Source organism: Mesorhizobium sp. ESP-6-2 (assembly GCF_020164675.1).
GTDB lineage: Bacteria > Pseudomonadota > Alphaproteobacteria > Rhizobiales > Rhizobiaceae > Mesorhizobium.
The window spans coordinates 227,946-250,532 of sequence record NZ_JAIUGT010000011.1 but is presented as its reverse complement, the minus strand read 5'-3'; the positions used below and the strand labels follow the sequence as shown (position 1 = coordinate 250,532).

The following is a 22,587-nucleotide window of genomic DNA, read 5'->3' as shown; positions in this document are numbered from 1 at the left end:
CGCCCGAAAACTGTCTGAGGATCCTCAACGCCTTGTCTGACCCAACCCGGGCCACAGCGCGCCGTCCTTGCGTCCAGCGGAACTAACATCAGGGTGGAGAATTGGGGATCTGGTAGGAGCCTTTACGACGATCGATCATTCACTCGACTTCCTGAAGGCGATCATCGCGACGCAATCCCCAAGCGGCTTCGAGCAACCTGTCGCCAAGCTGCACCGAGACTACGTCGAACCATTTGCAGACAAGGTGACGACCGATGTCATGGGCAACGTTTTCGGCAGTGATCAACCCCGAGGCGTCCATGCGGATCATGTATGCCGGGCACATGGATGAGATCGGATTTATTGTTCATTACATCGACGACGACGGTTTCCTGTTCTTCAATACGATCGGCGCACCGACGTCGCCACCGAGATCGGACAACGGGTCTGGGTCTATGGTAGCGAGCGGCTGCAAGGGATTATCGGGCGCAAGCCATTCAGACCTTCAAACAGGCCGACAGCAGCCAAACGCCGTCGTTGAAGGATCTCTGGATCGATATTGGCGCGACCTCACGGGAGGAGGCTGAAACCGTCGTCAAAATCGGCAGTCCGGTCACATTGCAAGCCGAGTTTGCCCGGTTGATGGGTATCGAGCCGTAGCTCGTGCTTTCGATAACAAGGCAGGTCTCTTCATTGGCGGCGAAGTCGTCCGCCGCTTAAGGGAAGAAGGCGGTCTGCATCCGGATGTCGGCCTCTACGCGCTGGGGACAGTGCAGGAAGAGATAGGTTCGCGGGGCGCCCAGACGACGGCAGCGTTCAATCTGCAGCCCCATACGGCACTGGCGATCGATATGGGGTTGCCATGGACTACCCACGTGCCAGACCCGAAGATCAGGGTCGTCTGGATTTGGGAAAGGGGCCCGGGATTTCGCAAGGCCCGAGTACCAATCCCGTCGTGTTCGACCTGTTGAAAGCCGCAGCGGACGAGGACGGAATCCCTGACCAGCTCCAGGCCTATGGGGACAAAAGCCCGACCGACGCGCGTCTGATCCAAACGAATCGGGGCGGCGTGGCGACGGGGCTCCTCTCGATGCCCCTGCGCTATATGCACACGCCCTCCGAAGTACTTTGCATGGATGACGTGGAAGCGACCATCCGGCTGGTTTGTGAGTATTGTCGACGGGTCCGTCCGGATACTTGATTTCACACCGTGGTGACTGGGTTATCGGCGGACGCGATGTCGGAATCGGTTCGGCCTTGATCGAAGCCTGCCTGTCCGAGCAGTCGTCGCATGGTCAAAGCGTTCTTGGGCGCGAAGCCTTCGTAATCGTTGTTGAAATAGACCCAGGCTCTCCGCGCGCCGCTTTTACGTATCCGCTCGGCCCACTCGATCAGCTCGCTGTCGGTGTAGTCGTGCCGGTACCAGCGCTCCGGGCCGTGCATTCGCACGTAGATCTCGTCGGCTGTGCGAACCAGAACGTCCGGAAGTCGGGGACCGCTGCAAGAGCAGAATATCGTGCCTTTCTCCCGGAAAGCGGAATAGACGGTCTCGTTCCACCAGCTTTTATGACGAAACTCCACGACGTTGCGGCGTGTGTGATCAAGCTGGCCGAGAATGGCGATGAGCCTTTCCTCGGTGAAATGATAGCTCGGCGGGAGTTGGAATAGGAAACAGCCCATCCGTTCGCTAAGGATGTCAGCAATCAGTCCAAAGTCCTTGACCAGGGTCTCGGTGTCCTCGAACTTCCTGATATGTGTGATCAACTCACAGACCTTTACGGTGTAGACGAACGTGCGCGATCCTGGCTGACGAAGCCAGCTTTTGACGTTTGCGATGGTCGGCCAGGAATAGAAGGATGCGTTTATCTCGACCGTGTCGAACTGCTGCGCATAATGATTGAACCATTCAGATGTCGACATCTCAGCCGCATAGAAATTCCCGCGCCATTTCCAGTAGAACCATCCGGAGCAGCCGACATAATACGAGTTCGCCAGTTGCGTAGGTGAGCTGCCCGGCTCTTTCGCCGCCAAGCGCGCGAGGTGCATTTTCTCCGCGCGCCCAATGTTGTCGGCGCGCTGCTTTTCACGGCGCAGCCGGCGGCGCTCGCGTCGCTCTTCGAGCCCAATTTCTCTCTTCGCGGCGCTGATGCCCATTGCATGACCTCTGCCCTCTCAACGGGAATAGGGCCAATAGCTCCGAGTTGTCTTACCTCAACTGGTCGAACGTACACTGGCGAGGCGCCTTGTCCGGTCGCCACCGCAGCAGCTTCGTGCCATGCCGGAAACGGTTGCCTGTCACATGATCGAAACGGACCTCGACGACCAGTTCCGGCCGCAGCGGCTCCCATTCGCCACTGCGCTCCGTGCTCCAGCGGCTCGGCCCGCCAGGCGCGTTGCCCGTGAAACCTGGCGATTCGCGCAATGCCTCCAGACGGCCGGTCAGCGCGGCCCGTTCGTCGTTGGAAATAGTCGAGGTGAAGCCGACGTGGTCGAGCTTGCCGTCCTCGTCATAGAGACCGAGCAGCAAGGATCCTACTTCACGCCTCTCCGCAAGATAGCGGAAGCCGCCGACGACGCAGTCGGCCGTCCGCCTCCGCTTAACCTTCACCATGGCTCGCTCGCCAGGCAGATATGGACCGTCGAGCTGCTTCGCGATCACACCGTCGGTCTTGCCGTCTGAGTCCCGCAGCCACTTTTGGGCCTGTTTTAAATCCAAAGTCGCAGGAGAAAGTTCGATACCCGCGTTTCCTATGGATTTGACCAACGCCTCCAGCGCGGCACGTCTCTCGCAGAGCGGCCGGTCGGTGAGAATCTGTCCGGTTTGATCAGCCAGCATATCGAACAGCATCAGCTTGGCGGGCGTCTCGGCCGCAAGTTTGCGAATGCGGCTTTCGGCCGGATGAAGACGCATCTGTAAGGCGTCAAAGGAATACTCGCCGCAGCATTCGATCAGGATCTCGCCGTCGATGACGATTTGCGCCCCCGACAGGTTGCGTAAGAATTCGACAAGCTCAGGAAAATACCGTGCGAGCGGCTTTCCGGACTTGGCGCGGATGTCGACCGCATCGCCAGCCTTGAACGCCAGGCAGCGAAATCCGTCCCACTTGGGCTCGTATTGCCAGACACCCTGATCATCCGGGATGGCGTCAGCACGTTTGGCTTCCATGGGAGCCGTGTCGGTCGGCAGGGGAAATGGGACCGAGGTGCTCATCTGTCGTCCGCGCTCAGCGAGGTGCTTTCCAAAGGTCGATAAGCGGACCGTCGCCGCCGTAGACGGGATCCTGTCGGGGTTTCGCGACTTTCGGAACGGTCTTGACCGCGCAGGCATGGTCTTCGCTACTGCTGCATTCGTTGTAGGTCCCGTCCGGCGGATAGGCGCCGACGACCAAAAAGTCGTCGCTGGCGTCGAGACACTCGTGGCCCGTGCCCGCCGGCAAGATGGCGACGTCGCCTGCCTTGATTGTCAGAGAGCGCCCACGCTTGCCGCCGAACTGCACCTTCCCCGTTCCACGCGCGATCCCAAGGACCTCATGAATACGGGAATGGTAATGCACATAGTCGTAGATGCCGTTTCGCCAGGACCCTTGCCAGCCATTGCGTGCGAAGAGGTCCTCAAAGATTGCGGCCGGATCGAAATCGGCAGGCAACATCGCCACGCCGCGATAGACGATCAGCGGCCATGACGGGTGGTTGGGAATGATGCCGTCATCCTCGAAACCGAAAGTGTTCGCCTTGCGCGAGCGGACCAACCGATCGAGATCGTCGCTCGACGGCCGCTGCCAGCCCGTCATCTTCTCGACGATCTTCTTTGCGCTTTCGAGTATGGGCATCATGTCTCTCCGGCCGGCGCGTCGACTGGGCGGAGAGGGGCGACCGCAGGGCCGTTGAGTACGGTCCCATCGGAAGCAAAATGCGACCCGTGACAGGAGCAGTCCCAGCACTGCTCGGTGGAATTCCAGGCCACTTCGCATCCGGAATGCGTGCAGACGGCTGAATGAAGATGAAGCTTTCCGCCCATGTCGCGGCAGGCGGCGATTTTGTGGAGGCCCTCGCGAAGAATCCCCCCTTGTCCAGACGCCAGCTCGTCCGGTGACTTCAATTCGCCCGGCAGCAGATAGCGGCCGAGATTTTTGACTGCGGACAGGTTTTCCCGAACATAGTTAAGTACGCCGGAGGGCGTTTTGCGCGATGGCGCATAAACCGACGTCCACGGGTTCTCGTTACCCAAGATTAGGTCCCTGACGAGCAGGCCGGAAAGCGCGCCATGCGTCATGCCCTGCCCGGAGTCGCCGGTGACAACATAGACCGACTTGCTATCGGGATTGAGCCCGATGAAGGCGCAGTAGTCGATCGTGTCGAGGACCTGTCCCGACCAGCGGTTCACCTTTTTGCCGAGGGTCGGAATGAGGGCACGGATCCATGCCTCGACCGCCTCGAAGCGTATGTCGCCATCGTCGGCTTCGCCGGATTTGTGATCGGCGCCACCGGCGATCAGATAATCGACTGAGCCCGGACCGGGATTGATCCGTACGTAGTGATAGGGGTCGCCGGTATCCCAGAACAGCGCATCGGGCAGATCGCCGCGCGGTAAGGTGAAGGCCATCGCATAAGTGCGATAGGGCGACATTTTGGTGTGCAGTTCGAAGCGATCGTTGATCGGCGAGTTTGTGGCGACAACGGCAGTCGCCGCTTCAATCACACCACCGTTTTCGGTCGAGACGCGCACGCCGCCCTCCGGCAATTCCTCAACGGAGATCACGGGGCTGTTGGCGAAGATGCGTCCGCCTTTGTCGCGGATTGCCGTGGACAAACCGCGGAGATATCGCAGCGGATGGAAGGTCGCCTGATTGGCGTAACGAAGCACAGGCGCCTTCTCGAAACCTTTGAGCGGCACGCCGGTGACCAGTTTAGCGGCCGCGCCAACCTTTTGTGCCGCCTCGAATTCCTCCTGTCGCTGATCGCGGGCCTCCTTGGGGTCCACCCCCATCGCCGGAAACAGGAAGGCGTCCAGCCTGCGGAAATTACAATCGATCCCCAACTCGGCAACGTTCTGCTCGATGCGCGCTACCGCTGCCTCCTGGCTTTTCTGAAATAGTGTCGCCGTCTCTTCACCGCGTAAGTTGATCAGCGCGCTCAGGCCGTCGTCGCAAATCGGCGCCAAGTGCGCCGTGGTCCGCGATGTCATGCCGCCGGCGATCGGGCCGCGATCGATGACCATCACCTTTTGACCGACGCTGGCAAGCTCGTAGGCCACTGACAACCCGGCGATCCCGGACCCGATGATGACGGTGTCGCAGCTCTCTTTGCCGCTGAATCGCGGCGCATCACGATAGACGTCGACCTTCATCCAGAGCGATCGGGTTTGTTCGTCAAGCGCGTTCATGCCGATACCTTCGGACCACTGCCGGTCAACCGGACGCCTTCTGGTTGACCTTTCGTTCGGCGATCGTGGTCAGCTTCTTGTCGGCCGCCTTCTCCTCGCTGAGTGTCGTGGTGAGAAGCCGTGCGACAGCCTCATTGCCGCTCTCCTGCGCCCAGGCGATCAAGGTTCCGTAGCGGGTGATCTCGTAGTGTTCGACTGCTTGCGCCGCAGTGATCAAGGCCGCGTCGAGCACCTTTTCCTCCGCAACGTTGCTGGCAATCTCATTTGCTTCCTTGATGATGCCGTCGATCGCAGGGCAGGTCGTTCCCTTGGGCTTTTCGCCGATCAGCTCGAAGGCCTGCTCAAGGCGCTTGACGTGTTTTTCGGTCTCGGTCAGGTGCGTTTTGAAAGCGTCTGTCAGGTCCCGGTTGGTCGCTTTTTCCGCCATGTCGGGCAGTGCCTTCAAAATCTGCTTCTCCGCATAATAGATGTCCTGCAAGACATGCAGGAACAGATCGTCCATCGTCTTGATGTCTTTCGTGAACAGCCCCACGGCGCGCTCCTTGTTTTGCGTTTCTGGAAGATCTGTTAAGAACGCGCGAATCTACCAGCCGTTCCGGTCCCCTTCGATCCGACGAATGAGTGTCGGCCCTGCCGTCTTCTTTGCGATAAAGGTATGCGGGTTTCGGCTTTGATCAGGCGGAAGAAGACAGGTCGATAGGCGCGACCGGAAGCGCGCGCTTGTGCGCGGTGCTCGAATACATGTGAAGTATCCGTCTGTAAGCTGCGTCGTCGACCTGTCGGCCTTCCAGGAAATCGTCGATCTGATCGTACGTAACACCATAGGCATCTTCATCTGGACGGAGCGGGACTAGGTTTTCGAGATCTGCCGTCGGCACCTTGGCGACGAGATCCGGCGGAGCACCCAAATGCGCGGCCAAGGCGCGAACTCTGCGTTTGTTGAGCCCTGAAAGAGGAAGGATGTCGGCGGCCCCGTCCCCGAATTTCGTGAAAAAGCCCATCAATGCCTCGGCGGCGTGGTCGGTGCCGATGACCAGCCCCCGGTTCGCGCCGGCGAGTGCGAACTGGGCGATCATACGCTGACGCGCCTTGATGTTGCCGAGCAGGAAATCCTCGCGTCCCGCGTCACCGAGATCCGTGCCGGATCGCTTGATCGAACCCAGCATGGCGTCGGTGGCCGGCTTGATGTCGACACGGCGCACTTCGTCGGCCTGTATCGTGTCCAAGGCCCGCTGCGCGTCGCTCTCGTCGGCTTGGGCGCCGTAGGGCAGCCGAATGGCCAAGAACTTTGCCTCGTACCCCGTCGCTCGCAACCTATCGACAGCGCGTTGAGCAAGAAGCGCAGCAGCTAGGGAATCGACTCCGCCGCTGATCCCAAGCACATAACTGCAAAGACCCGAGGCCCGCAGATAGGCAGCGAGAAATTCGATACGCCAATGCGCTTCCCGTTTGACGTCGAAGCTTGGAGCCACGCCCAAGGCATCGACAATCAGTTTCTGTTGGGTCATGCGGCTGCGCTCCTGACGTTAAAGCATTCCATCTATCCGCGCCGCCACGAGGTCGGCGGCGGTCACCGTTTCGACCTGCATGCCAAAGCGACTTTCATAGATTTCGATCATGGCGTCATGGGTAGAGTCTGCCCCCGAACAGATCGCGTCCGCGACTATGATGACGCGGTAGCCGAGGTCGATGGCGCCCATGACGGTGGCGAGCACGCAAACCTCCGTCTCGGCGCCGGACACTATAAGCGTATCGACGCCAGCCGACTGCAGCCGCGCATGCAGAGATCCGTGCCATGCCGACATGACAGATTTGTCCTCGATCCTGGCTGGCGGCACGAAGCGGGACAGGTCGGGGACTAGATCAATGAGTCCTGGGTCGAGCCGGGTACGCGTCATCGAATCCCATTTGCGCCAATACCGGCGCCAGGCGCCGCCGATGTCGTCCGAAGATCGTGGAGGAATAAAGCGGGTGAAGATTGTCCGTGCTGGGTCAACTTCGACGACGGCGATGACGTTGGGCAAGACGCGCTCCATCCAGGGAGTGTGCCATTCCGTCGGCTCCGCGAACATCCGTTGCATGTCGATGCAAAGGTGAACCCAGCGCCCTCGAAGCGGTCCAAAGCGCAGGCCTTCCTCCAATTTCGTCAAGGTTGGGCAGCCTTTCTGACCACACTCTCCGCCTCGGTCCTGTCCAGACGACCGACGACCTTTGCTTGCTTGCCGTCGACAGTTTGATAGGCGACGAGGAAATCCTCGATGTCTTTCAGCTCAGCTGCCGGCATATCCGACAGTTCAAAGGGCGGGCGATCCTGGTGCAGTAGAAGCGGCACAGCAAGCAAGCGGTCGTTGCGGACGGCTTTGCCCTCTTTCGTCTCCTCCATCGCAATGCCACCGAGAAGCCGGCATCGAACTAGCGAGCCCGTGGGAAGATCAGCGTCGGTCACCAGCAATACGTCCAGCGGATCGGCATCCTCCGCCTTCGTCGAAGGAAAGAAGCCAAACGGGAATGGAAAGGCGAAACCCATGGCGAGCAACTTCTTCGCTCGAAACAAGCCGGTCTCGGGGTCGAAGGCGAATTTGCTACGGCTGCCCTTTGGAGTTTCCACGACGACGTTGTAGCCGTCAGGCGCATGCAGCGAGATCTTGTCGATTTCGATTGTCATTTCGCACATAACCCCGATCGAGGCCCCGTGTTCATCATGGCTCGATATCGATCCAGGCGGGAGCGTGGTCGCTCGGCTTCTCCCATCCGCGCGTCTCGACATCCACGCCCGCGCCTCGGAGTTGGCCCGAAAGCGATGGGTTGAGCAGCAGATGGTCCATCCGCAGCCCGGAGCTGCGATCGTAGCCGCCGCGGTAGGAGAAATTCCAATAGGTGTAGATTCCCTTTTCGGGATGAATGCGCCTGATGGCGTCGATCCAGCCATCCTGCATCATCGTCGCATACGCTCCCCGGCTTTCCGGGAAGTAGACGGCATCCCCCAACCAACGCCTCGGAACCATCGCGTCGATGGGGGTTGGCACGACGTTGTAGTCACCGCAAAGAACGGTCGGTGCGCCGTCTGAAAGCAGGGCCTTGCTATAGCTGATCAGCCGCTCGAACCAGCGCAGCTTGTAGTCGAACTTCGGGCCGGGCGCCGGGTTCCCGTTCGGCAGGTAAAGGCATCCGATGATCAACCCGTCTATCTCGGCCTCGATATAGCGGCTGTGCGTGTCGTCCAGATCCCCTGGTAGGCCTCGCCGTCGTTCGACCGGTTCGACGCCACGTGCAAGGATCGCCACCCCGTTATAGGATTTTTGGCCGTGCCAGATCGCGCCGTAGCCGGCGGCGCGGATCGCTTCGATCGGAAATTTCTCGTCGGATGTTTTCAGTTCCTGCAGGCAGACGATGTCACAGGGGCTCTCAGCCAACCATTTCAGGAGCACGGGCAACCGGCCATTGACACCGTTGACGTTGAAGGTGGCGATGCGGATGGCTGGCATCGTCGGCTTGATCTATTTCTTGCCGAGCTTGTCTTCGACCTTCTTGCGGCTGTTGCCCACCGACTTGACTGCCGATTTAACGGCGTCGTTGCTGGCGCCGGTCTTACCAGCCTCGTACCTCACTTCGTGATCCTGACCGCCTGCAACCTTGGCCCGATCCTGGTTGCGGCCACGCGCCGTTTGACTATTGGACATCTCTTCCTCCTAGTTTGCTGCTTCAATGCTCCACAACGCGGCCGGTCTCTTCGGGTTCAATCCCGCAACAACAAGACATGGAAGTTGGAAAGAACGCGTCGACGGCTTGTCCGGAGCCTGTGGCAGCCGCAGGCGGCCGAGTAAGAACCTCAGCGCGGGGCAGCTCCGCCGCACCGGCCGAAGAACAGCAATTCGGCGCCGCATCGGTGGCGTCTCCACGTTTATAGGACCGCGCACGAATTGCGGGATGACAGTCCTTGTTAGTAGCATCCGCATCGACGTGTTGGATCGAGCCCTCGGTGACCTCGCTCCGCTCAGGGAACCTATTGTCAGTCCGGACCATTTTTCGTGAAGTGGACGTACGTCCGAGGAATAGATGGCAACCAGGTGCGGTCAACGGCGATGCACAAAATCGCGAGCCTATTTGCGGATGAGGCCGATATAATAACCGGCAGCCGCAAAACGGTATCGTTGGCGCCTCCTTTGAGTGACGAAGGTATCATCGACCACGAGTGTTCGTTGTTGGTGTATCCGTGCGGGTTCGACACAGCGGAGGGGCGTCTGAAGGCCGCACCTATGGTCTAGAGCCGCGCTTCATGCCGTCACGCCTTGAACTGTGTCCTTTGTGCCCGCGATAGCGGCGTCGGTAACCACGGTGCCGGCCATCAGGACGTGATGACAATCGAGGTCAGGGATTTCGTGGAATTGAGAAAAAGAATGCTCAATCGGTCCTGATCGCTATAGCGACGCCGATATAATTTCTCTTTCACCGCATCTCCGCAGGGTGGACTAACGTCCGCCACACCAGGACCGGTCCACGCCTGCCGCGGCATAGATGGAATCGATCGCCGCCATATTGCCGATCGGGTCGTCCCCTTCGGTCGGAAGCGGCGTTCCGTTGTTGATCGCAGAAACGACAGCCTCCAACTGATAGTCGAAACTGGTGTCTCCCGCGATTGTGAACTCGCGAAAATCGCCATCTATGAGTTCATGGATGGAATGTCCTTTATGCGGGACCAGGCAGTTGATCAGCGTCACCCTTCCTCGCTCTGCCAAGATCTCGAACCTCGCATGCATGTTCCAGGGCTGAGTCATTCGGGTTTCGATCTCGGCGGTAACACCAGATGGAAATATCAATGATGCCGTTGTCTCCTCGTCGACGTCGACGTCGGACATCTTGCAAACGGCCGTTTCGACGATCGGCTCTTCGCCGAGAAACGAGCGGCACCAGTGGACGGGGTAGCAACCGAGATCCATCAGTGCGCCGCCGCCAAACTCTTTTATGTGTCTGAATTCCACCTTGTCGTGACCGATGGCGTGGTTGAAGACCGCTCGCAGCGAAAGGATCCGGCCGAGCCGCCCGGAGGCGATCAGTTCGGCCTGATAATCAAATACGGGATGATAACGGTCGTGAAAGCCCTCGATCAGGCGCCGGCCGTGAGCCTGGCTCGCCGCAACCATCAAACGCGCTTCAGCTGCGCTCATCGCGAACGGCTTCTCGCAGAGCACATGCTTGCCGGCTTCCAGTGCGACGATCGAGAATTGCGCATGATTTTGCGGAGCCAGGGCATTGTAGATGAGGTCGACATCCGCATCCGCGATAAGATCCTCGTAGCGGTCATAGAAACGGGGGATGTTGTGCGCGGCGGCAAATGCCCTTGCGCTGTCGGGCCGAGCCGAAGCGACCGCCACGAGGCAGACATCGTTCCTTCTTGCGACCGGCTCGACCATGGCCATCGGCGTGACCCGGGCGGCGCCCAGCAGTCCAATTCTCAACATGCTTCTTCTCCCCATACCCGACAAAGCATCGCGCCGCCCGCATTCCAATGATGCCATTCGCACCGTTGTTTCTTCTGTCACCTCAGTGCGCGTCTCACCGATGCGGCAACTCTTAACGCCTCCCTATCAGCACACCGGGCCTGCAAGCATCGGCATAGGGTTTCACAACCAGATCCACGGCCGCCAGTAAAAGGGCCTCCGCGCGAGGTTCAACCAGGCCCTCAATGACCGCGCCATGGAGGCGTCCGAGATGCTGGCTTATGAGAGTCTCGGGGATAGGGCGCTCGCCGAAGAATGCGAGCAGGGATTTCACGGCCATCGAAGGCGTCTTGTCCGCCCAGTAGTAGCGGATGCGATCGCTGTAGCTGAAATGGCGAAGCAGATGCTGTTCCGCCTCCGAACCCGGATAGTAGGGACGCCAGTGATCGGGAGCCGCAAGCATTTCACGCTCCATCACCTCCCGCAGCGACGCGCCGCGCGGGCGCCCCAGCATCTGTGCGATGTGATCCAGACCGTAAAGAGCTTCCCTAATGGAAAAGGTCAAAGCGGGTCCAACCTTCAGGATGGCAAAACCATCTTCGGCCAGCGCCTGAAGAGCCGCCGCCGGCTGATAGTCCGTCGAATGCGCCTCGAACACTACGCCACCGAGCGAGTTGCGTGCCTCGCTCAGGCGGCGCGCCTTTAATCTGTCGTAGATGGCCACCGAGTCGTTGCCGAATTCGACGCCTGGCTGAACCACGAGTCCGATAATACGCTCTACCGCGCTGTCGATACCCACCGTTCGGAAAGCCTCGTGATGGACCGCCAGCGTTTGCCGCGCCGCCTCGTCCGTGGTGACGGACAGATCGTGCACCTTGCCCGTCGCGCCACCGGGCGGTGGCACCTCCGTGCCCACGACATAAACGATTGGCTTGCGGTTGCCGACGGCGGCCTCCGCAACCACCGCGAGGTCGGCCGCGCGCGCGGCCGTCGTCGAATCATCGAGCGCCACCGGTTCCCCAGCGCACCCCATCGACGTGTCCAGATGGATCTTCTCGAATCCTGCGTCGACATAGGCGTGCATCATGAAGCGTGCTTTTTCCATGGCTTGCCTGGCCGGCAGCTTTCGCCACGGATGCGGCCCGAGGTGATCGCAGCCGAGGATCAGCCGACGGCGATCGAAGCCGACCCGATCTGCGATATCCTCGACGAAGCGCCTGAAATCGGCGGGCGTCATGCCGGTGTAACCGCCGTCCTGATTGACCTGGTTGCAGGTCGCCTCGATCAGCGCGACACTCCCGTCGGACAGGCTGCGCCGCAACGCGGCTTCGATTGCCTGCGGATGGGCCGTGCAGATGGAAACCACAGCCAGCGGCATATCCACTGGACGATCGCCGATCAGCAGGGAAAGCGCTTCGATCTTCATCATCATGTCAGCCGAGGTTGACGACTTTGGTCAGGAATCTTGGTGACACGGTATCGAGGCCACGCGCCTGCGCCACGCGTTCGCCCAGGATCTGCAGGGCCGGCAACACGGCAATGGCGCGGGACGCCCCGGTCACGGCAACCGGCAAGGAGATGTCGCCCGGACCGCCGAGGCCGACGACCAGCGCGCCTTTCGCCGACAATTCGGCGGCGAGCATGGATTCTTCCTCCCGCGTGCCTTCGCTGTAAAGCAGGACGACCGCGCTCTTGTCGCCTATCAGGCTCACCGGTCCGTGGCGGTATTCCAGCGGGTGGTAGGTCTGCGAGATGACCTGGCTCATCTCCTGCAGCTTCAGGCCGCCCTCGGCCGCGATTCCGTAGAGCGCGCCTGCGCCGAGAAACACAAAATGGCTGCGTTTAACAACGCGCTTCGACTCGGCATCCATCTGGCGAAGCAGGCTTTCCCCCACCTGCTCGATCCGCGCATCGATCGAAATTCCCGCCAGCTTCAGACCGGCGATCAGCATCAGCGATGCCGAAACCGACATGACGATGCCCTCTTCGGGGTGCGTTTCGGCGACTATGGCACGCTCGCTCGATGAAACGATCTCGCTGTCCTTGGAACAGGTAATTGCCATTACGAAATCGCCAGCGGCGCGAGCGCTCCTCGCCGCCAGGATCGCTTCGGTCGTTTCGCCGCTCCGCGACAGCACGACAACCTGAAAGCCGTCGCCAACGGCATAATCGTGCCGCCGCCGCAGCCACTCATTGGCGGGCACTGCTTGCGCCGAATGGCCGGCGGCATTGTAGGCGGCCGCGAGCGAAAGGCTGAGATTGTACGAGGTGCCACAGCCGAGAATGACCGTGTGCCGCGGCTGAAGTCTCTCGCCACCAACACTCGAAAGCACCGGAAGCCAGTACGGAAACTGCTGAAAGATGACTTTTTCGGTCTGGCTCATTTGGCTATCCATTGTTAGTCTTAGAGAGCGGGTTTTGGCTGTCTGTCGGCTGATAGAACAGCGTGTCGGGGATGGTTTTGCCCAGTCGGCGGATATAGTCGGACGAGATCGCGAGCCCCGCGGCTTCAGCCGCGAACAGCAACGACCCGCCCACTGGCGGCAGCACCGGAATCAAAGGCGCGCCCAGGGCCTTCCCCAGCTCTTGCCGGATATGCCGGCTGTTGAACAAGCCGCCAGCATAGGTCCAGGGGAGATCGCTCGCGCCGATCCGCTGTCGAGCGGCGCGGACGAGATCGGCAAGCTCTTGCGCTGCACGATCAAACAGGGAAATGGCATTGGGATCACCGCGCTCGACGAATCCGTCGAGGATTCTCGTCAACGCCGCGACGCCTGAACGCGACTGCTCGATCCGCGAATACCAAGACAGCACGGCATCCATCGAAGCGGCGGGACCAAGCCCCAGGGCGGACACGAAATCCGTGAAGAATTCCATGCCGTCGACGCGTCCATCGGCGATCCTTGATATCAGCGAGAGCGCCTCGCGGCCGATCCAGTAGGCGCTCCCGTCATCGCTGAAGACATGACCCCAGCCGCCGAAGCGAAGGTCATCGCCACGAGCGTCGACAGCCCACGCCATCGAACCCGTCCCCGCGAGCAGGAGCACTCCTGGAGCCATACCAGCGAAAGCACCGCCGTGAGCTGCCTTGACGTCGTTGACGACCAGCGTCTTCGTTCGAGGCAGGAGCGAGGCGACGAAGCGCTCCTGGGCATCCGAAATCGCGTCCGACTCGTTATGCGCCGGTAAGGCAAAACAAGCCTGGGCGACGCGATCGAAGTAGCAATCGAGCGGCGTCAGAGCGTCCGCGAGATTCTCCTGCCAGCGCTCATTATCCATCAGGTTGACACCGTGCCCCAAGGACGTCGCCAGCGCATTCCCCATCTCGTCGGCGACGACGACGCGCGTGGTCGAGCCACCGCCGTCCACGCCCAAGACCAGCGAATGGCTCGCATGGCCCGGAAACGCCTCTGGTGTCTCAACGCTCAATACCATGCGCCGATAAAACGACGGCTTTCAATCACAGTCAAGCAAATTTATGATTGTATGTGATCAATAGCAAAAACCGGCGCAAACTCACTCTCAATTCCTTCGGATCAACCGGGGAGCATTATATCGATCGCGCGCGTTCTGGGTGTCTGATGCAGAGAATCCATCAATATCAATCGTTTTTTTGATTGACACGTGCATTGCAACGCCGGATCATCACGGGATGAAGGTCGATAGGCAAAGTACCATCAGAGAGCACCTGTACCGCAATGGGCCCATGGGCATCGCGGAGCTTGCAACAGCCACGAATGCTTCGGCGGCTACAATCCGTCGGGACCTGCAGATGCTTGAGCAAGCCGGTTTGATCACACGCACGCACGGAAGTGCTCAGATAGCCGACGCGACAACCCTGGAAGTCGCGTTCCGAGTGCGCGAGACGCAGAATATCTCGGCAAAGCGCGCCATCGCAGCGACGGTTGCGTCGATGATCACTCCCGGTTCATCCGTGTTTCTGGATGCGGGAACGACGGTATTGCAGTTCGCGCGGCATCTGCGGCTCAATCCAATGCCCCTCACCGTCTTTACCAACGGCCTGATGGTGGCGATCGAGCTGCTGAACCTGCCGAGGGTGAACGTGACTGTCCTTGGCGGGCAGGTGCGCGACGAAAATGTGTCGCTGGTCGGGCCCTTCGCGGAATCGATGCTTGATTCGATCTGGCTCGATGTCCTGCTTCTTGGCGCGGGCGCGATCTCGGGCGACGGCCGCATCTACACCTACGATGTCGGTGAGGCCAGGGTGAACACGCGCATGATTGGACGCGCCTCGCGCGTCGTCATCCTCGCCGATTCGAGCAAGTTCGGACAAACCGCCACATTCGCGGTCGCCTCGATTCCGGCCGGAAGCATGATCGTTACGGATAGTGGCTTGTCGGGGGACTGGCGCGCGCGGCTGAGCGACATGGGCGTGGAGGTCAAGATAAGCGATGCCGAGGCATCCGCATGACCCCGGACACCAGATTCGTGCACCAGATCCGTGCGGTCGCACGGCAATCGGAAATGGATGCCGGCGCGGTCGGCTTCGGCATCCCACCTACGTCAAGAGTACCAGTTCAAAATGGGAGTTAAGGAAATGAAACGACTGCTTTCTGCGTTCATAGGGGCCGCGGTCTTGGCCGCGACCATGCTTCCAGCTTCGGCGAAAGACATAACCGTGGGCTTCGCTGCCGCCAATTCGGGCTGGCCCTGGTATGCCACCTTCATAAAAAGGATCGATTCCAAGGCGGCTGAGAAAGGCTGGAAGACGCTCGTGCTGAGCGCCAATGGCGACGTTCCCACTCAGCTCAGTCAAATCTACGACCTTGTCTCGAAGAAGGTCGATTACATCGTCGTGGGCCCGATCGACGGAAGCGCGGTCATCCCCGGGCTCAAGGCGGCCAAGACGGCGGGAATTCCAGTCGTCGTGATCGGCAATCCGGTCGATAAGTCCGGCGACGAATTCGTAGCGGCATCGCGTCTCCCGGACGACGCCGATCTCGGCCGGGGCAGCGCGGAGCTCGCTGTCCAGGCGGTCGGCAAAGGTGGCACCCTTGTCATCGTCGATGGCCTTCCCGGTCAGCCGGCTGTTACCATTAGGCACGCCGCCATGGACAAGGTCTGGGCGGCAAACGACATCAAGATCCTCGGCGTCCAGCCGGCCAACTGGGACTCCACCCTGGCGGCGACCGTCACGGAAGATCTTCTGACGCGATTTCCCGACGTCAAGGGTGTCCTTTCGCTCGATGGCGCAATGACGCCAGGCGTTCTTCGCAGCGTCGAGGACGCGGGCTTTGCCGGACCGGTGATCGGGCTCGGCGGCACGGCGACGGAAATTCAGGCGATCCGCGCGGGTAAATTATACGGCACCACCTGCATGTCGGCCGGCTTCAATGCCGATGCCGCCGTCCAGGCCGTATCGGATCTGGTCGACGGCAAGACTGTGAAGAAACTGGAAATGGTCGCCTCACCAAAAATCACGCGGGAGAACGTCGATACATGCCCGGGTGACTGGTAGTCGTCGATCGATGCTGCGAGCAGGCGGCAGCGTCGCCTGCTCGCCGAGTTGGAATAGGCCTTATGTCTGACACATCCTGGATAATCGGTGCGCAGCTGTCCACTTCGCACACTGCGCTCGAGCTGCTGCCAGCCGAGCGCGTCGAGGCGATCATCGACGCGGCTCTGAACCACGTACCGCTCAAGATTATCGTTGTGGGCGCCCGCGAGGCTCCACAAATCTTTTCGACCGTATGCGAAATGAGCCGCAAGCACGGCTACCAGTCCTATCTCTGGTACAACCTGCTTTCTGACGTCAAAGGATGCGACGTCGCGGAATTGGTGGTCGATTGGCGCGGTCAGCCGAGCACAGGATGGGGAACCTGGAACGGCGATGACGGCGCCGCGGAGGAAACATTCAAATTCATCTGCCCCAACAATCCGTCTGCCCGAGCAAAGACTCTCGGACAGCTTGAATATCTGGTGACACGTTATCCGTTCGACGGCGTGTTCCTGGACAAATGCCGCTTCCCTTCTCCGGCCAACGGAATGACCGAGTTGTTCTCCTGCTTCTGCACACATTGCCACAGGGCTGCCGCGCTGCGGGGACTCGACCTGCATGAGGTCGCGGCAATGCTGAACGGCGGTTTTCTCGCCGATCAGCTGCGAGCCGACGGATCAGCTATCCCCGCCGAGGCGAGTTGGAACGATAGGCTGATCGCCGGCTCAAGTCTCCTGGACCGGTTCATGAAGTTCCGTGCGGACTGCGTAACGGGATTGATCATCGAGGCGAGGAAACTGACGCAACGTCTTGGACGAGTCCTGGCACTCGATCTGTTCACCGCCGGGCTGGCTCCAATCGTGGGGCAGGATTATACGGCTTTGTCCCGGCTATCCTCGTGGATGAAGCCGATGACCTATCGGAAGGCACTTGGTCCCGCCAGTTTGCGGCTTGAGATTCCTGCCCTTGTTGATGGACTTTCGAAATTCACGAACAGCCCTATCGCAATGATCGAAAGCTGGGCCGCGCGTAATATTCCAACCTTTGCCGAAGGAACGCTTGGGACAATCCGGGATGATGGCGTGCCCGTGCCTCTTATTGCGGCTGAAATCGCGGCGGCTGTTCGCCAGATGCGTGGCACTCCGGTCTATGCTGGGATCGAAACCCTTTCCTACCCGGGCGTTATAGACGTCGATGCACCCATGGTACGCCAGTTGGTGCGGGCAGCCCATTCGAGCGGCGCCTCGGGCGTCATCGCGTCGTGGGACCTCGTCTACACGCCGGAAGAAAACCTACTCGCGTTGAGAGGAGACGCTCGGCGTTGAACCCTGCAATTGAAGTCAAAGGGCTGTCCAAGAGCTTTCCTGGAGTTCAGGCGCTCAAGAATATCGATCTGACCATCCGGACTGGTGAGGTACACGCCCTGATAGGCCAGAATGGAGCCGGCAAGTCGACCTTGATCAAGATTATGGCGGGTGCATTTCCGCCGAGTGAAGGGACCCTCCTCGTTCATGGCGAGCCGGTTCGATTTTCAGAGCCGCTCGATGCGATCCGGCGCGGTATTGTCACAATCTCTCAGGAAACCAACCTGGTCCCGACGCTGAGCGCTTCGGAGAACATCTTTATCGGCCGGCTTCCGCTGCGAAGCGGCAAGCGGGTGGACTGGGCGTTGATGCGGCGCGAGTCATCAAGGCTGCTGGACGAGCTTGGGTTCCCCCTTGATCCTGACACCAAGGCGGCGGAGCTTTCCGTGGCCCAGCAACAGGGCGTCGAGATCGCGCGCGCCCTGTCACGCGAGGCTGATATCGTCATCATGGACGAGCCGACTTCCGCGCTCGCCGCGCGCGAAGTCGAGCGCCTGCTCAAGGCGGTCGACCAGTTGAAGGCCCGCGGCAGGACCATAATCTACGTCAGCCATCGCTTCGACGAGGTCTTTCGCCTAGCGGACCGAATGTCTGTCTTCCGCGAGGGGATGCATGTCGCCACGCTCGATGCTTCCTCAACGAACCGGGATGCTCTCGTGGAACTGATGATCGGTCGCGCGATGACAGCTCCGACAGCACGTCGGGCGCAGGTCGTTTGCTCCAGCGCACCGGTTCTCGCGGTGGAAGGGATCGGGCGCGCCGGCGTTTTCGAGGATATCTCCTTCAGCCTTCACGCCGGTGAGATTCTGGCGCTTAGTGGACTTGTCGGCTCGGGTCGGACTGAAATCGTCAGGGCCATCTTCGGAGCCGACAAGCTCGACACGGGCCGTATTATGATAGACGGCAAGGTCGTCCCCCAGCCGCGCCCCAACAAAATGGTTGCACTTGGGCTGGCACTGGCGCCGGAGGACAGGAAACGTCATGGGCTTGTGCTGCAAATGCCAGTCATGGACAACCTCTCCCTGGCATCGATCGCAAGGCGCGCCGGGATCTACATTCGCCGTTTCGGCGCGGAAGTCAGTGCTGGGCGCCGCTACGTGAAAGAGCTCTCGATCCGTACGCCCCGGCTTTCCACGCCCGTCATCAATCTTTCGGGCGGAAATCAGCAAAAGGTGGTCATCGGCAAATGGCTCGAAACCAAGCCGCGGATTCTTATCGTCGACGAACCGACGCGCGGCATCGACATTGCCGCCAAAGCCGACATCTTCGAAATTCTGAAGGCGCTTGCCGACGATGGCATGGCCATCATCATGATTTCATCCGAACAATCGGAGATCCTGCAGGTTGCCGACCGCACGATCGTCATTGGCGAGGGGCGGTTTGTCGCTGAATTCACCAAGGAGGAGGCCAGCGAGGCGAAGCTGACTCAAGCCGCATTCGGTCGCTTGCCGCCCACCATTCATGAGGAGCCGGCGACATGACCATGACCTCGATCGGCAAGTCCCCTTCTTTGGCGGCCATCCACAGCGTCGGCCGAGTGCTGCAGGGCTACCTGCCTTGGATCATGCTCGTGGTCATTGCCGGGGGGCTTGCGATCTTTCTGCCGAGTTTCCTTACGGTCAATAATCTTTTCAATATACTGCGCCAGTCGTCGTTCATCGGCATCGTAGCGGTTGGCATGTCCTTCGCGATGATCGCGGGAGCCTTCGACCTCTCCGTCGGCTCAATCATGGGACTCGCCGCCGTCATCCTGCTGAGGACGCAACCCGCTGAAATGTCGACGCTGGCAATCGGTGCCGGTTTTGCATCTGGGGCCGCGCTTCTGATCGGCGCCGCCAATGGTCTTGCTGTTGGCGTGATGCAGACGAATTCCGTTGTTACCACCATAGGCAGCGCCTTCGTCGTTTTGGGTCTGACCTTGATCTACACGCAGTCGCAGAATGTCACGGCAGTCCAAATTCATCCCCTTCTGGAATATCTGAGCGGTGGCCGGATCTATCGTTTCCCGGTTCCGACAATCCTGTTCCTGGCCGTCGCTATCGTCGCGCAGCTTGCACTTTCCGTCACCGGATATGGCCGCCAGCTTTATGCCACCGGCGGCAACGTGGCCGCCGCGAGGCTGTCGGGTGTCAATGTCGGGCGGGTGAAGATGGTCGCCTACATTGTCTCGGCGCTGCTTGCGGCACTGGCGGGAATGCTGATCGCGGGCCGCGTGCGGAGCGTCAACAGTTCGTTCGGATACGGGTTCGAATTCGATGTCCTCACCGCTGTCATGCTGGGTGGGATGAGCCTGTTCGGTGGACGCGGCAGCATCGCAGGAAGCGTCGCGGGCGTGCTCATTCTGGGTGTCATTTCCAACGGCATGACGCTGTCCGGCATTAGCTATGAAATGCAACTGGTCGCCAAAGGCCTGCTCCTGGTCATCGCTGTCGCTCTCGATGAGCGGCTTCGTCAGAGGTCGGTTTGATGCCCCGGATTATCGCGCTAATCACTCGACATCCGACGTCCGTCGTGCTGCTGGTATGCGTCCTCGTGTCGGCCGCTGCCAATAACGAGTTCCTGACCTCGGCAAACCTCTATAATCTGCTTCGCCAAATCGCGCCGGCGGGCATCGTTGCACTCGGCATGGCCATCGTCATCATTGCCGCGGGCATAGACCTGTCGATGGGAGCGATGGCAGCGCTTGCCGGCGTGATCGTGCTGACAATCCAGTCGAGTGCCGGCTCGGCGACCGGCGTCGCCCTGGCGCTCGCCGCGGGTGCAGGCGCGGGCCTGGCCAATGGTCTTGCCGTGACTTCGCTGCGCATCAACCCCTTTATTGGTTCACTTGCCACGACCATGGTGCTGCGCGGGGCGTCGCTGACCATATCCAATAGCCAGACGATTACCGGCCAGGATCTCTGGTTCGGGAGGCTCGCCGACTATGCGATCTTTGGGGTGCCGGTTGCGGCAATCCTATTTGGGGCGATCTTTGCTATCCTCTATTTCATCACGACATCGACGCCGATCGGTCGGGCACTTTTTGCCGTTGGCGGTAGCACAGCCGCCAGTCGGGCTGCCGGACTCAAGGTGGACCGCATTCTGATGCTGGCCTATGTCACGGCGGGCTTCCTGGCCGCGGTTGCAGGCGTCATGATTTCATCGCAGATCAATTCGGGGTCGCCGATCATCGGCGACCGGATACCGCTGTTCGCAATCGCGGCGGTTCTGATCGGAGGCGTAAGCATGCACGGAGGCGCGGGATCGCTTTTGGGGGTGATACAGGGAGTCATTGTCCTGGCCGTGATCCAAAACGGCATGAATCTCTACGGGATCGGCGGCCAGTACCAGATTACGGCAATCGGCCTGCTTCTCATCATCACCATGATGTTCGACGAGTTTCTTGTCCGCCAGCGTCGCAAAGCATCTGCCCTTTGAGGCGGGGACTTTTCGGATCCTGTTGCAGCGGCAGGCCCGCTTGCTTTTCCCGCCAGCGTCGCTCACGTTTTATCAGGCGCGAACCGACGCCTTAACGCTGCCCGTTTTGGTATTTTAATGGTCCTCAAGTTGTTCGCGACATTGACAAGTGATCAAAAGTCACGAAATTACTCCTGCCTGCGGTGATGACTCTGGAATTGCTCCGGCATCCTACAGCAAGGAAGCGAATGGTCGCCCCCTCCGTCAAAGCGGTCCCTAGTTCGGCGAAAACACTGAAGCGAATGCTGTGAGCACGAAAAACTGTCCAATAAAAATGACATCCCCATAGTTCTGCAGAATGGTGAAGTGAATGACCTTTGATCTCATTCTCAAAAATGGGCGGGTGATCGATCCGTCGCAATCTCTCGACCGCGTGACCGACGTTGGCTTTGCCGGCGGCAAGGTCGCTGCCGTCGGCGACGGCCTGCAGGACACGGCAGCCGAGGTGAGGGACGTCACCGGCAGAATCGTAACGCCTGGGCTCATCGATCTTCACACCCACGTCTATGGTGGCGGCACCTCGATCAGTATCGACGCCGAACCCTATGCGCGAAACAGCGCCGTCAGCACATTGGTCGACACCGGCAGCGCCGGCCCGGGCAATTTTTCGGGCTTCCGCAAGCATGTCATCGACAGGTCGGAGGTACGCATTCTCGCCTATCTCCACGTGGCCTTTGCCGGCATCCATGCGTTCTCGAAACGCGTCATGGTTGGTGAGGGCAGCGACCTGCGCCTCTTCTCGGTGCCTGATGCGGTGGAAGTCGCACGGGCCAACCCCGATGTCGTCATCGGCATCAAGGTCCGCATCGGGCGCAACGCAAGCGGTGCATCAGGCATAATGCCGATGGACGTCGCATTGGAGGTGGCTGGGGAGACGGACCTCCCGCTCATGGTGCATATCGATCACCCGCCGCCCAGCTATGAGGCTGTCGTCGATCGCTTGCGTCCAGGCGACATCCTTACGCATTGTTTCAGACCCTTCCCGAACACGCCCATGAACAAGGACGGCGGCGTGAAGCCGGCGGTGCTTGCCGCGCGTGAGCGCGGCGTGCTGTTCGACATCGGCCATGGCATGGGTTCGTTCAGCTACCGAACGGGACGTGCCGCGCTTGAACACGGCTTCAAGCCGGACACGATCTCCTCGGACGTCCATGTGTTGTCCGTTGGCGGACCGGCCTATGACCAGGTCACGACGCTATCCAAGTTCCTTGCACTCGGCATGTCGCTCGACGAGGTAATCGCGGCGTCCACGATCAACCCGGCCAAGGCGCTCAGGAGGCCTGAACTCGGCAGCCTGAAGCCCGGATCGGTCGGAGATGCGAGCATCCTGTCCCTCGACGAAGGCGCCTTCCCATTGGTGGACGGGGCAGGGGAGATCCTCAATGCCGAGCGGCGCATTTTCGCGCGGGGTCTCGTTCTGGCGGGACGGTGGTGGCATTCAGCCGACACCGGAACGGCCAACTGAGGATTGACCATCCCGCTCTGCGCCTGCCCTTATGCTATCGAGGT

Annotated in this window: 24 protein-coding genes and 1 pseudogene; 10 read left to right on the top strand and 15 right to left on the bottom strand. The window is 60.3% G+C overall.

Going from position 1 to position 22,587, the window contains the following annotated elements; genetic code table 11:
* Window positions 1-139 precede the first annotated feature (139 nt).
* A complete protein-coding gene (locus LB532_RS25895; protein ID WP_224557436.1) occupies window positions 140-325 on the bottom strand; it encodes a hypothetical protein in 186 nt (61 codons plus the stop codon).
* Here LB532_RS25895 and LB532_RS30415 point away from each other — a divergent pair.
* The 3 genes and pseudogenes from LB532_RS30415 (at window position 255) to LB532_RS30405 (ending at window position 1,180) form a co-directional block, all read left to right on the top strand.
* Complete coding sequence (locus LB532_RS30415) at window positions 255-566, top strand: hypothetical protein (protein WP_348641696.1); 312 nt, start codon at window positions 255-257, stop codon at window positions 564-566. The genes LB532_RS25895 and LB532_RS30415 overlap by 71 nt on opposite strands.
* Window positions 517-950: pseudogene (locus LB532_RS30410) on the top strand (hypothetical protein). Before LB532_RS30415 ends, LB532_RS30410 begins: the two are co-directional and overlap by 50 nt.
* The gene (locus LB532_RS30405) at window positions 842-1,180 is read left to right on the top strand and encodes a hypothetical protein (RefSeq protein WP_348641695.1); all 339 of its coding nucleotides are present in this window, start codon (window positions 842-844) and stop codon (window positions 1,178-1,180) included. The pseudogene LB532_RS30410 and the gene LB532_RS30405 overlap by 109 nt, the downstream one beginning before the upstream one ends.
* Before the next feature lie 2 nt (window positions 1,181-1,182).
* Here the strand turns inward: LB532_RS30405 and LB532_RS25885 are convergent, their stop codons facing one another.
* The 14 genes from LB532_RS25885 to LB532_RS25820 form a co-directional block, all read right to left on the bottom strand.
* Window positions 1,183-2,133, bottom strand: coding sequence for a DUF72 domain-containing protein (locus tag LB532_RS25885; protein WP_224557417.1), 951 nt, complete (start codon window positions 2,131-2,133; stop codon window positions 1,183-1,185).
* Window positions 2,134-2,185: 52 nt separating this feature from the next.
* Complete coding sequence (locus LB532_RS25880; RefSeq protein ID WP_140642386.1) at window positions 2,186-3,190, bottom strand: ATP-dependent DNA ligase; 1,005 nt, start codon at window positions 3,188-3,190, stop codon at window positions 2,186-2,188.
* Between the two features lie 13 nt (window positions 3,191-3,203).
* Entirely contained in the window at window positions 3,204-3,809 is a 606-nt protein-coding gene (locus LB532_RS25875; RefSeq protein ID WP_140642384.1) for a cupin, read from the bottom strand.
* Window positions 3,809-5,362 carry an FAD-dependent oxidoreductase gene (locus LB532_RS25870; protein WP_140642382.1) on the bottom strand — a complete coding sequence of 518 codons (1,554 nt, stop codon included), beginning with the start codon at window positions 5,360-5,362 and terminating at the stop codon, window positions 3,809-3,811. Before LB532_RS25870 ends, LB532_RS25875 begins: the two co-directional genes overlap by 1 nt.
* A gap of 25 nt (window positions 5,363-5,387) precedes the next feature.
* Window positions 5,388-5,894 (bottom strand): ferritin-like domain-containing protein, encoded by a 507-nt coding sequence (locus tag LB532_RS25865; protein WP_140642380.1) that lies wholly within the window; start codon window positions 5,892-5,894, stop codon window positions 5,388-5,390.
* 142 nt (window positions 5,895-6,036) lie between these two features.
* Entirely contained in the window at window positions 6,037-6,870 is an 834-nt protein-coding gene (nadE, locus tag LB532_RS25860; protein ID WP_140642378.1) for an ammonia-dependent NAD(+) synthetase, read from the bottom strand.
* A gap of 18 nt (window positions 6,871-6,888) precedes the next feature.
* On the bottom strand, window positions 6,889-7,503 hold the full coding sequence (locus LB532_RS25855; protein WP_224557416.1) for a cysteine hydrolase family protein: 615 nt from the start codon (window positions 7,501-7,503) through the stop codon (window positions 6,889-6,891).
* 5 nt (window positions 7,504-7,508) lie between these two features.
* Window positions 7,509-8,027 carry an inorganic diphosphatase gene (locus tag LB532_RS25850; protein WP_181169461.1) on the bottom strand — a complete coding sequence of 173 codons (519 nt, stop codon included), beginning with the start codon at window positions 8,025-8,027 and terminating at the stop codon, window positions 7,509-7,511.
* Window positions 8,028-8,061: 34 nt separating this feature from the next.
* Complete coding sequence (xth, locus tag LB532_RS25845; RefSeq protein WP_210239918.1) at window positions 8,062-8,838, bottom strand: exodeoxyribonuclease III; 777 nt, start codon at window positions 8,836-8,838, stop codon at window positions 8,062-8,064.
* 21 nt (window positions 8,839-8,859) lie between these two features.
* The gene (locus LB532_RS25840) at window positions 8,860-9,042 is read right to left on the bottom strand and encodes a DUF3606 domain-containing protein (protein WP_140642373.1); all 183 of its coding nucleotides are present in this window, start codon (window positions 9,040-9,042) and stop codon (window positions 8,860-8,862) included.
* A 789-nt stretch (window positions 9,043-9,831) separates the two neighbouring features.
* The gene (locus LB532_RS25835; RefSeq protein WP_224557414.1) at window positions 9,832-10,878 is read right to left on the bottom strand and encodes a Gfo/Idh/MocA family protein; all 1,047 of its coding nucleotides are present in this window, start codon (window positions 10,876-10,878) and stop codon (window positions 9,832-9,834) included.
* A gap of 55 nt (window positions 10,879-10,933) precedes the next feature.
* Window positions 10,934-12,229 carry a class II D-tagatose-bisphosphate aldolase, non-catalytic subunit gene (locus LB532_RS25830; RefSeq protein ID WP_224557412.1) on the bottom strand — a complete coding sequence of 432 codons (1,296 nt, stop codon included), beginning with the start codon at window positions 12,227-12,229 and terminating at the stop codon, window positions 10,934-10,936.
* A 4-nt stretch (window positions 12,230-12,233) separates the two neighbouring features.
* Window positions 12,234-13,184 (bottom strand): SIS domain-containing protein, encoded by a 951-nt coding sequence (locus tag LB532_RS25825; RefSeq protein WP_140642368.1) that lies wholly within the window; start codon window positions 13,182-13,184, stop codon window positions 12,234-12,236.
* A 4-nt stretch (window positions 13,185-13,188) separates the two neighbouring features.
* Window positions 13,189-14,229: an N-acetylglucosamine kinase gene (locus LB532_RS25820; RefSeq protein WP_181169460.1), complete on the bottom strand. Its 1,041-nt coding sequence runs from the start codon at window positions 14,227-14,229 to the stop codon at window positions 13,189-13,191.
* Between the two features lie 223 nt (window positions 14,230-14,452).
* Here LB532_RS25820 and LB532_RS25815 point away from each other — a divergent pair, with 223 nt between their 5' ends.
* The 7 genes from LB532_RS25815 to LB532_RS25785 all read left to right on the top strand — a co-directional run bounded on the left by LB532_RS25815 (window position 14,453) and on the right by LB532_RS25785 (window position 22,543).
* Window positions 14,453-15,232, top strand: coding sequence for a DeoR/GlpR family DNA-binding transcription regulator (locus LB532_RS25815; RefSeq protein ID WP_140642364.1), 780 nt, complete (start codon window positions 14,453-14,455; stop codon window positions 15,230-15,232).
* A 57-nt stretch (window positions 15,233-15,289) separates the two neighbouring features.
* A complete protein-coding gene (locus tag LB532_RS25810; protein WP_140642362.1) occupies window positions 15,290-16,279 on the top strand; it encodes a sugar ABC transporter substrate-binding protein in 990 nt (329 codons plus the stop codon).
* A 62-nt stretch (window positions 16,280-16,341) separates the two neighbouring features.
* Complete coding sequence (locus tag LB532_RS25805; RefSeq protein WP_140642360.1) at window positions 16,342-17,583, top strand: hypothetical protein; 1,242 nt, start codon at window positions 16,342-16,344, stop codon at window positions 17,581-17,583.
* A complete protein-coding gene (locus tag LB532_RS25800; RefSeq protein WP_181169459.1) occupies window positions 17,580-19,103 on the top strand; it encodes a sugar ABC transporter ATP-binding protein in 1,524 nt (507 codons plus the stop codon). Before LB532_RS25805 ends, LB532_RS25800 begins: the two co-directional genes overlap by 4 nt.
* On the top strand, window positions 19,100-20,089 hold the full coding sequence (locus tag LB532_RS25795; RefSeq protein WP_140642356.1) for an ABC transporter permease: 990 nt from the start codon (window positions 19,100-19,102) through the stop codon (window positions 20,087-20,089). The genes LB532_RS25800 and LB532_RS25795 overlap by 4 nt, the downstream gene beginning before the upstream one ends.
* Window positions 20,089-21,039 (top strand): ABC transporter permease, encoded by a 951-nt coding sequence (locus LB532_RS25790; RefSeq protein WP_140642354.1) that lies wholly within the window; start codon window positions 20,089-20,091, stop codon window positions 21,037-21,039. Before LB532_RS25795 ends, LB532_RS25790 begins: the two co-directional genes overlap by 1 nt.
* A gap of 349 nt (window positions 21,040-21,388) precedes the next feature.
* On the top strand, window positions 21,389-22,543 hold the full coding sequence (locus LB532_RS25785) for an amidohydrolase/deacetylase family metallohydrolase (protein ID WP_140642352.1): 1,155 nt from the start codon (window positions 21,389-21,391) through the stop codon (window positions 22,541-22,543).
* The last annotated feature ends 44 nt before the right edge of the window (window positions 22,544-22,587 follow it).

What these genes read in the sequence shown, in the direction of transcription:
- LB532_RS25825 (WP_140642368.1), bottom strand. Translation starts at nt 13,184, where the DNA reads ATGAGCCAGACCGAAAAAGTCATCTTTCAGCAGTTTCCGTACTGGCTT.
- LB532_RS25895 (WP_224557436.1), bottom strand. Translation starts at nt 325, where the DNA reads ATGTGCCCGGCATACATGATCCGCATGGACGCCTCGGGGTTGATCACT.
- nadE (WP_140642378.1), bottom strand. Translation starts at nt 6,870, where the DNA reads ATGACCCAACAGAAACTGATTGTCGATGCCTTGGGCGTGGCTCCAAGC.
- LB532_RS25885 (WP_224557417.1), bottom strand. Translation starts at nt 2,133, where the DNA reads ATGGGCATCAGCGCCGCGAAGAGAGAAATTGGGCTCGAAGAGCGACGC.
- LB532_RS25835 (WP_224557414.1), bottom strand. Translation starts at nt 10,878, where the DNA reads ATGGCATCATTGGAATGCGGGCGGCGCGATGCTTTGTCGGGTATGGGG.
- LB532_RS25790 (WP_140642354.1), top strand. Translation starts at nt 20,089, where the DNA reads ATGCCCCGGATTATCGCGCTAATCACTCGACATCCGACGTCCGTCGTG.
- LB532_RS25840 (WP_140642373.1), bottom strand. Translation starts at nt 9,042, where the DNA reads ATGTCCAATAGTCAAACGGCGCGTGGCCGCAACCAGGATCGGGCCAAG.
- LB532_RS25810 (WP_140642362.1), top strand. Translation starts at nt 15,290, where the DNA reads ATGCCGGCGCGGTCGGCTTCGGCATCCCACCTACGTCAAGAGTACCAG.
- LB532_RS25880 (WP_140642386.1), bottom strand. Translation starts at nt 3,190, where the DNA reads ATGAGCACCTCGGTCCCATTTCCCCTGCCGACCGACACGGCTCCCATG.
- LB532_RS25785 (WP_140642352.1), top strand. Translation starts at nt 21,389, where the DNA reads ATGACCTTTGATCTCATTCTCAAAAATGGGCGGGTGATCGATCCGTCG.
- LB532_RS25830 (WP_224557412.1), bottom strand. Translation starts at nt 12,229, where the DNA reads ATGATGAAGATCGAAGCGCTTTCCCTGCTGATCGGCGATCGTCCAGTG.
- LB532_RS25850 (WP_181169461.1), bottom strand. Translation starts at nt 8,027, where the DNA reads ATGACAATCGAAATCGACAAGATCTCGCTGCATGCGCCTGACGGCTAC.
- LB532_RS25805 (WP_140642360.1), top strand. Translation starts at nt 16,342, where the DNA reads ATGTCTGACACATCCTGGATAATCGGTGCGCAGCTGTCCACTTCGCAC.
- LB532_RS25875 (WP_140642384.1), bottom strand. Translation starts at nt 3,809, where the DNA reads ATGCCCATACTCGAAAGCGCAAAGAAGATCGTCGAGAAGATGACGGGC.
- LB532_RS30405 (WP_348641695.1), top strand. Translation starts at nt 842, where the DNA reads ATGGACTACCCACGTGCCAGACCCGAAGATCAGGGTCGTCTGGATTTG.
- LB532_RS25795 (WP_140642356.1), top strand. Translation starts at nt 19,100, where the DNA reads ATGACCATGACCTCGATCGGCAAGTCCCCTTCTTTGGCGGCCATCCAC.
- LB532_RS25815 (WP_140642364.1), top strand. Translation starts at nt 14,453, where the DNA reads ATGAAGGTCGATAGGCAAAGTACCATCAGAGAGCACCTGTACCGCAAT.
- LB532_RS30415 (WP_348641696.1), top strand. Translation starts at nt 255, where the DNA reads ATGTCATGGGCAACGTTTTCGGCAGTGATCAACCCCGAGGCGTCCATG.
- LB532_RS25870 (WP_140642382.1), bottom strand. Translation starts at nt 5,362, where the DNA reads ATGAACGCGCTTGACGAACAAACCCGATCGCTCTGGATGAAGGTCGAC.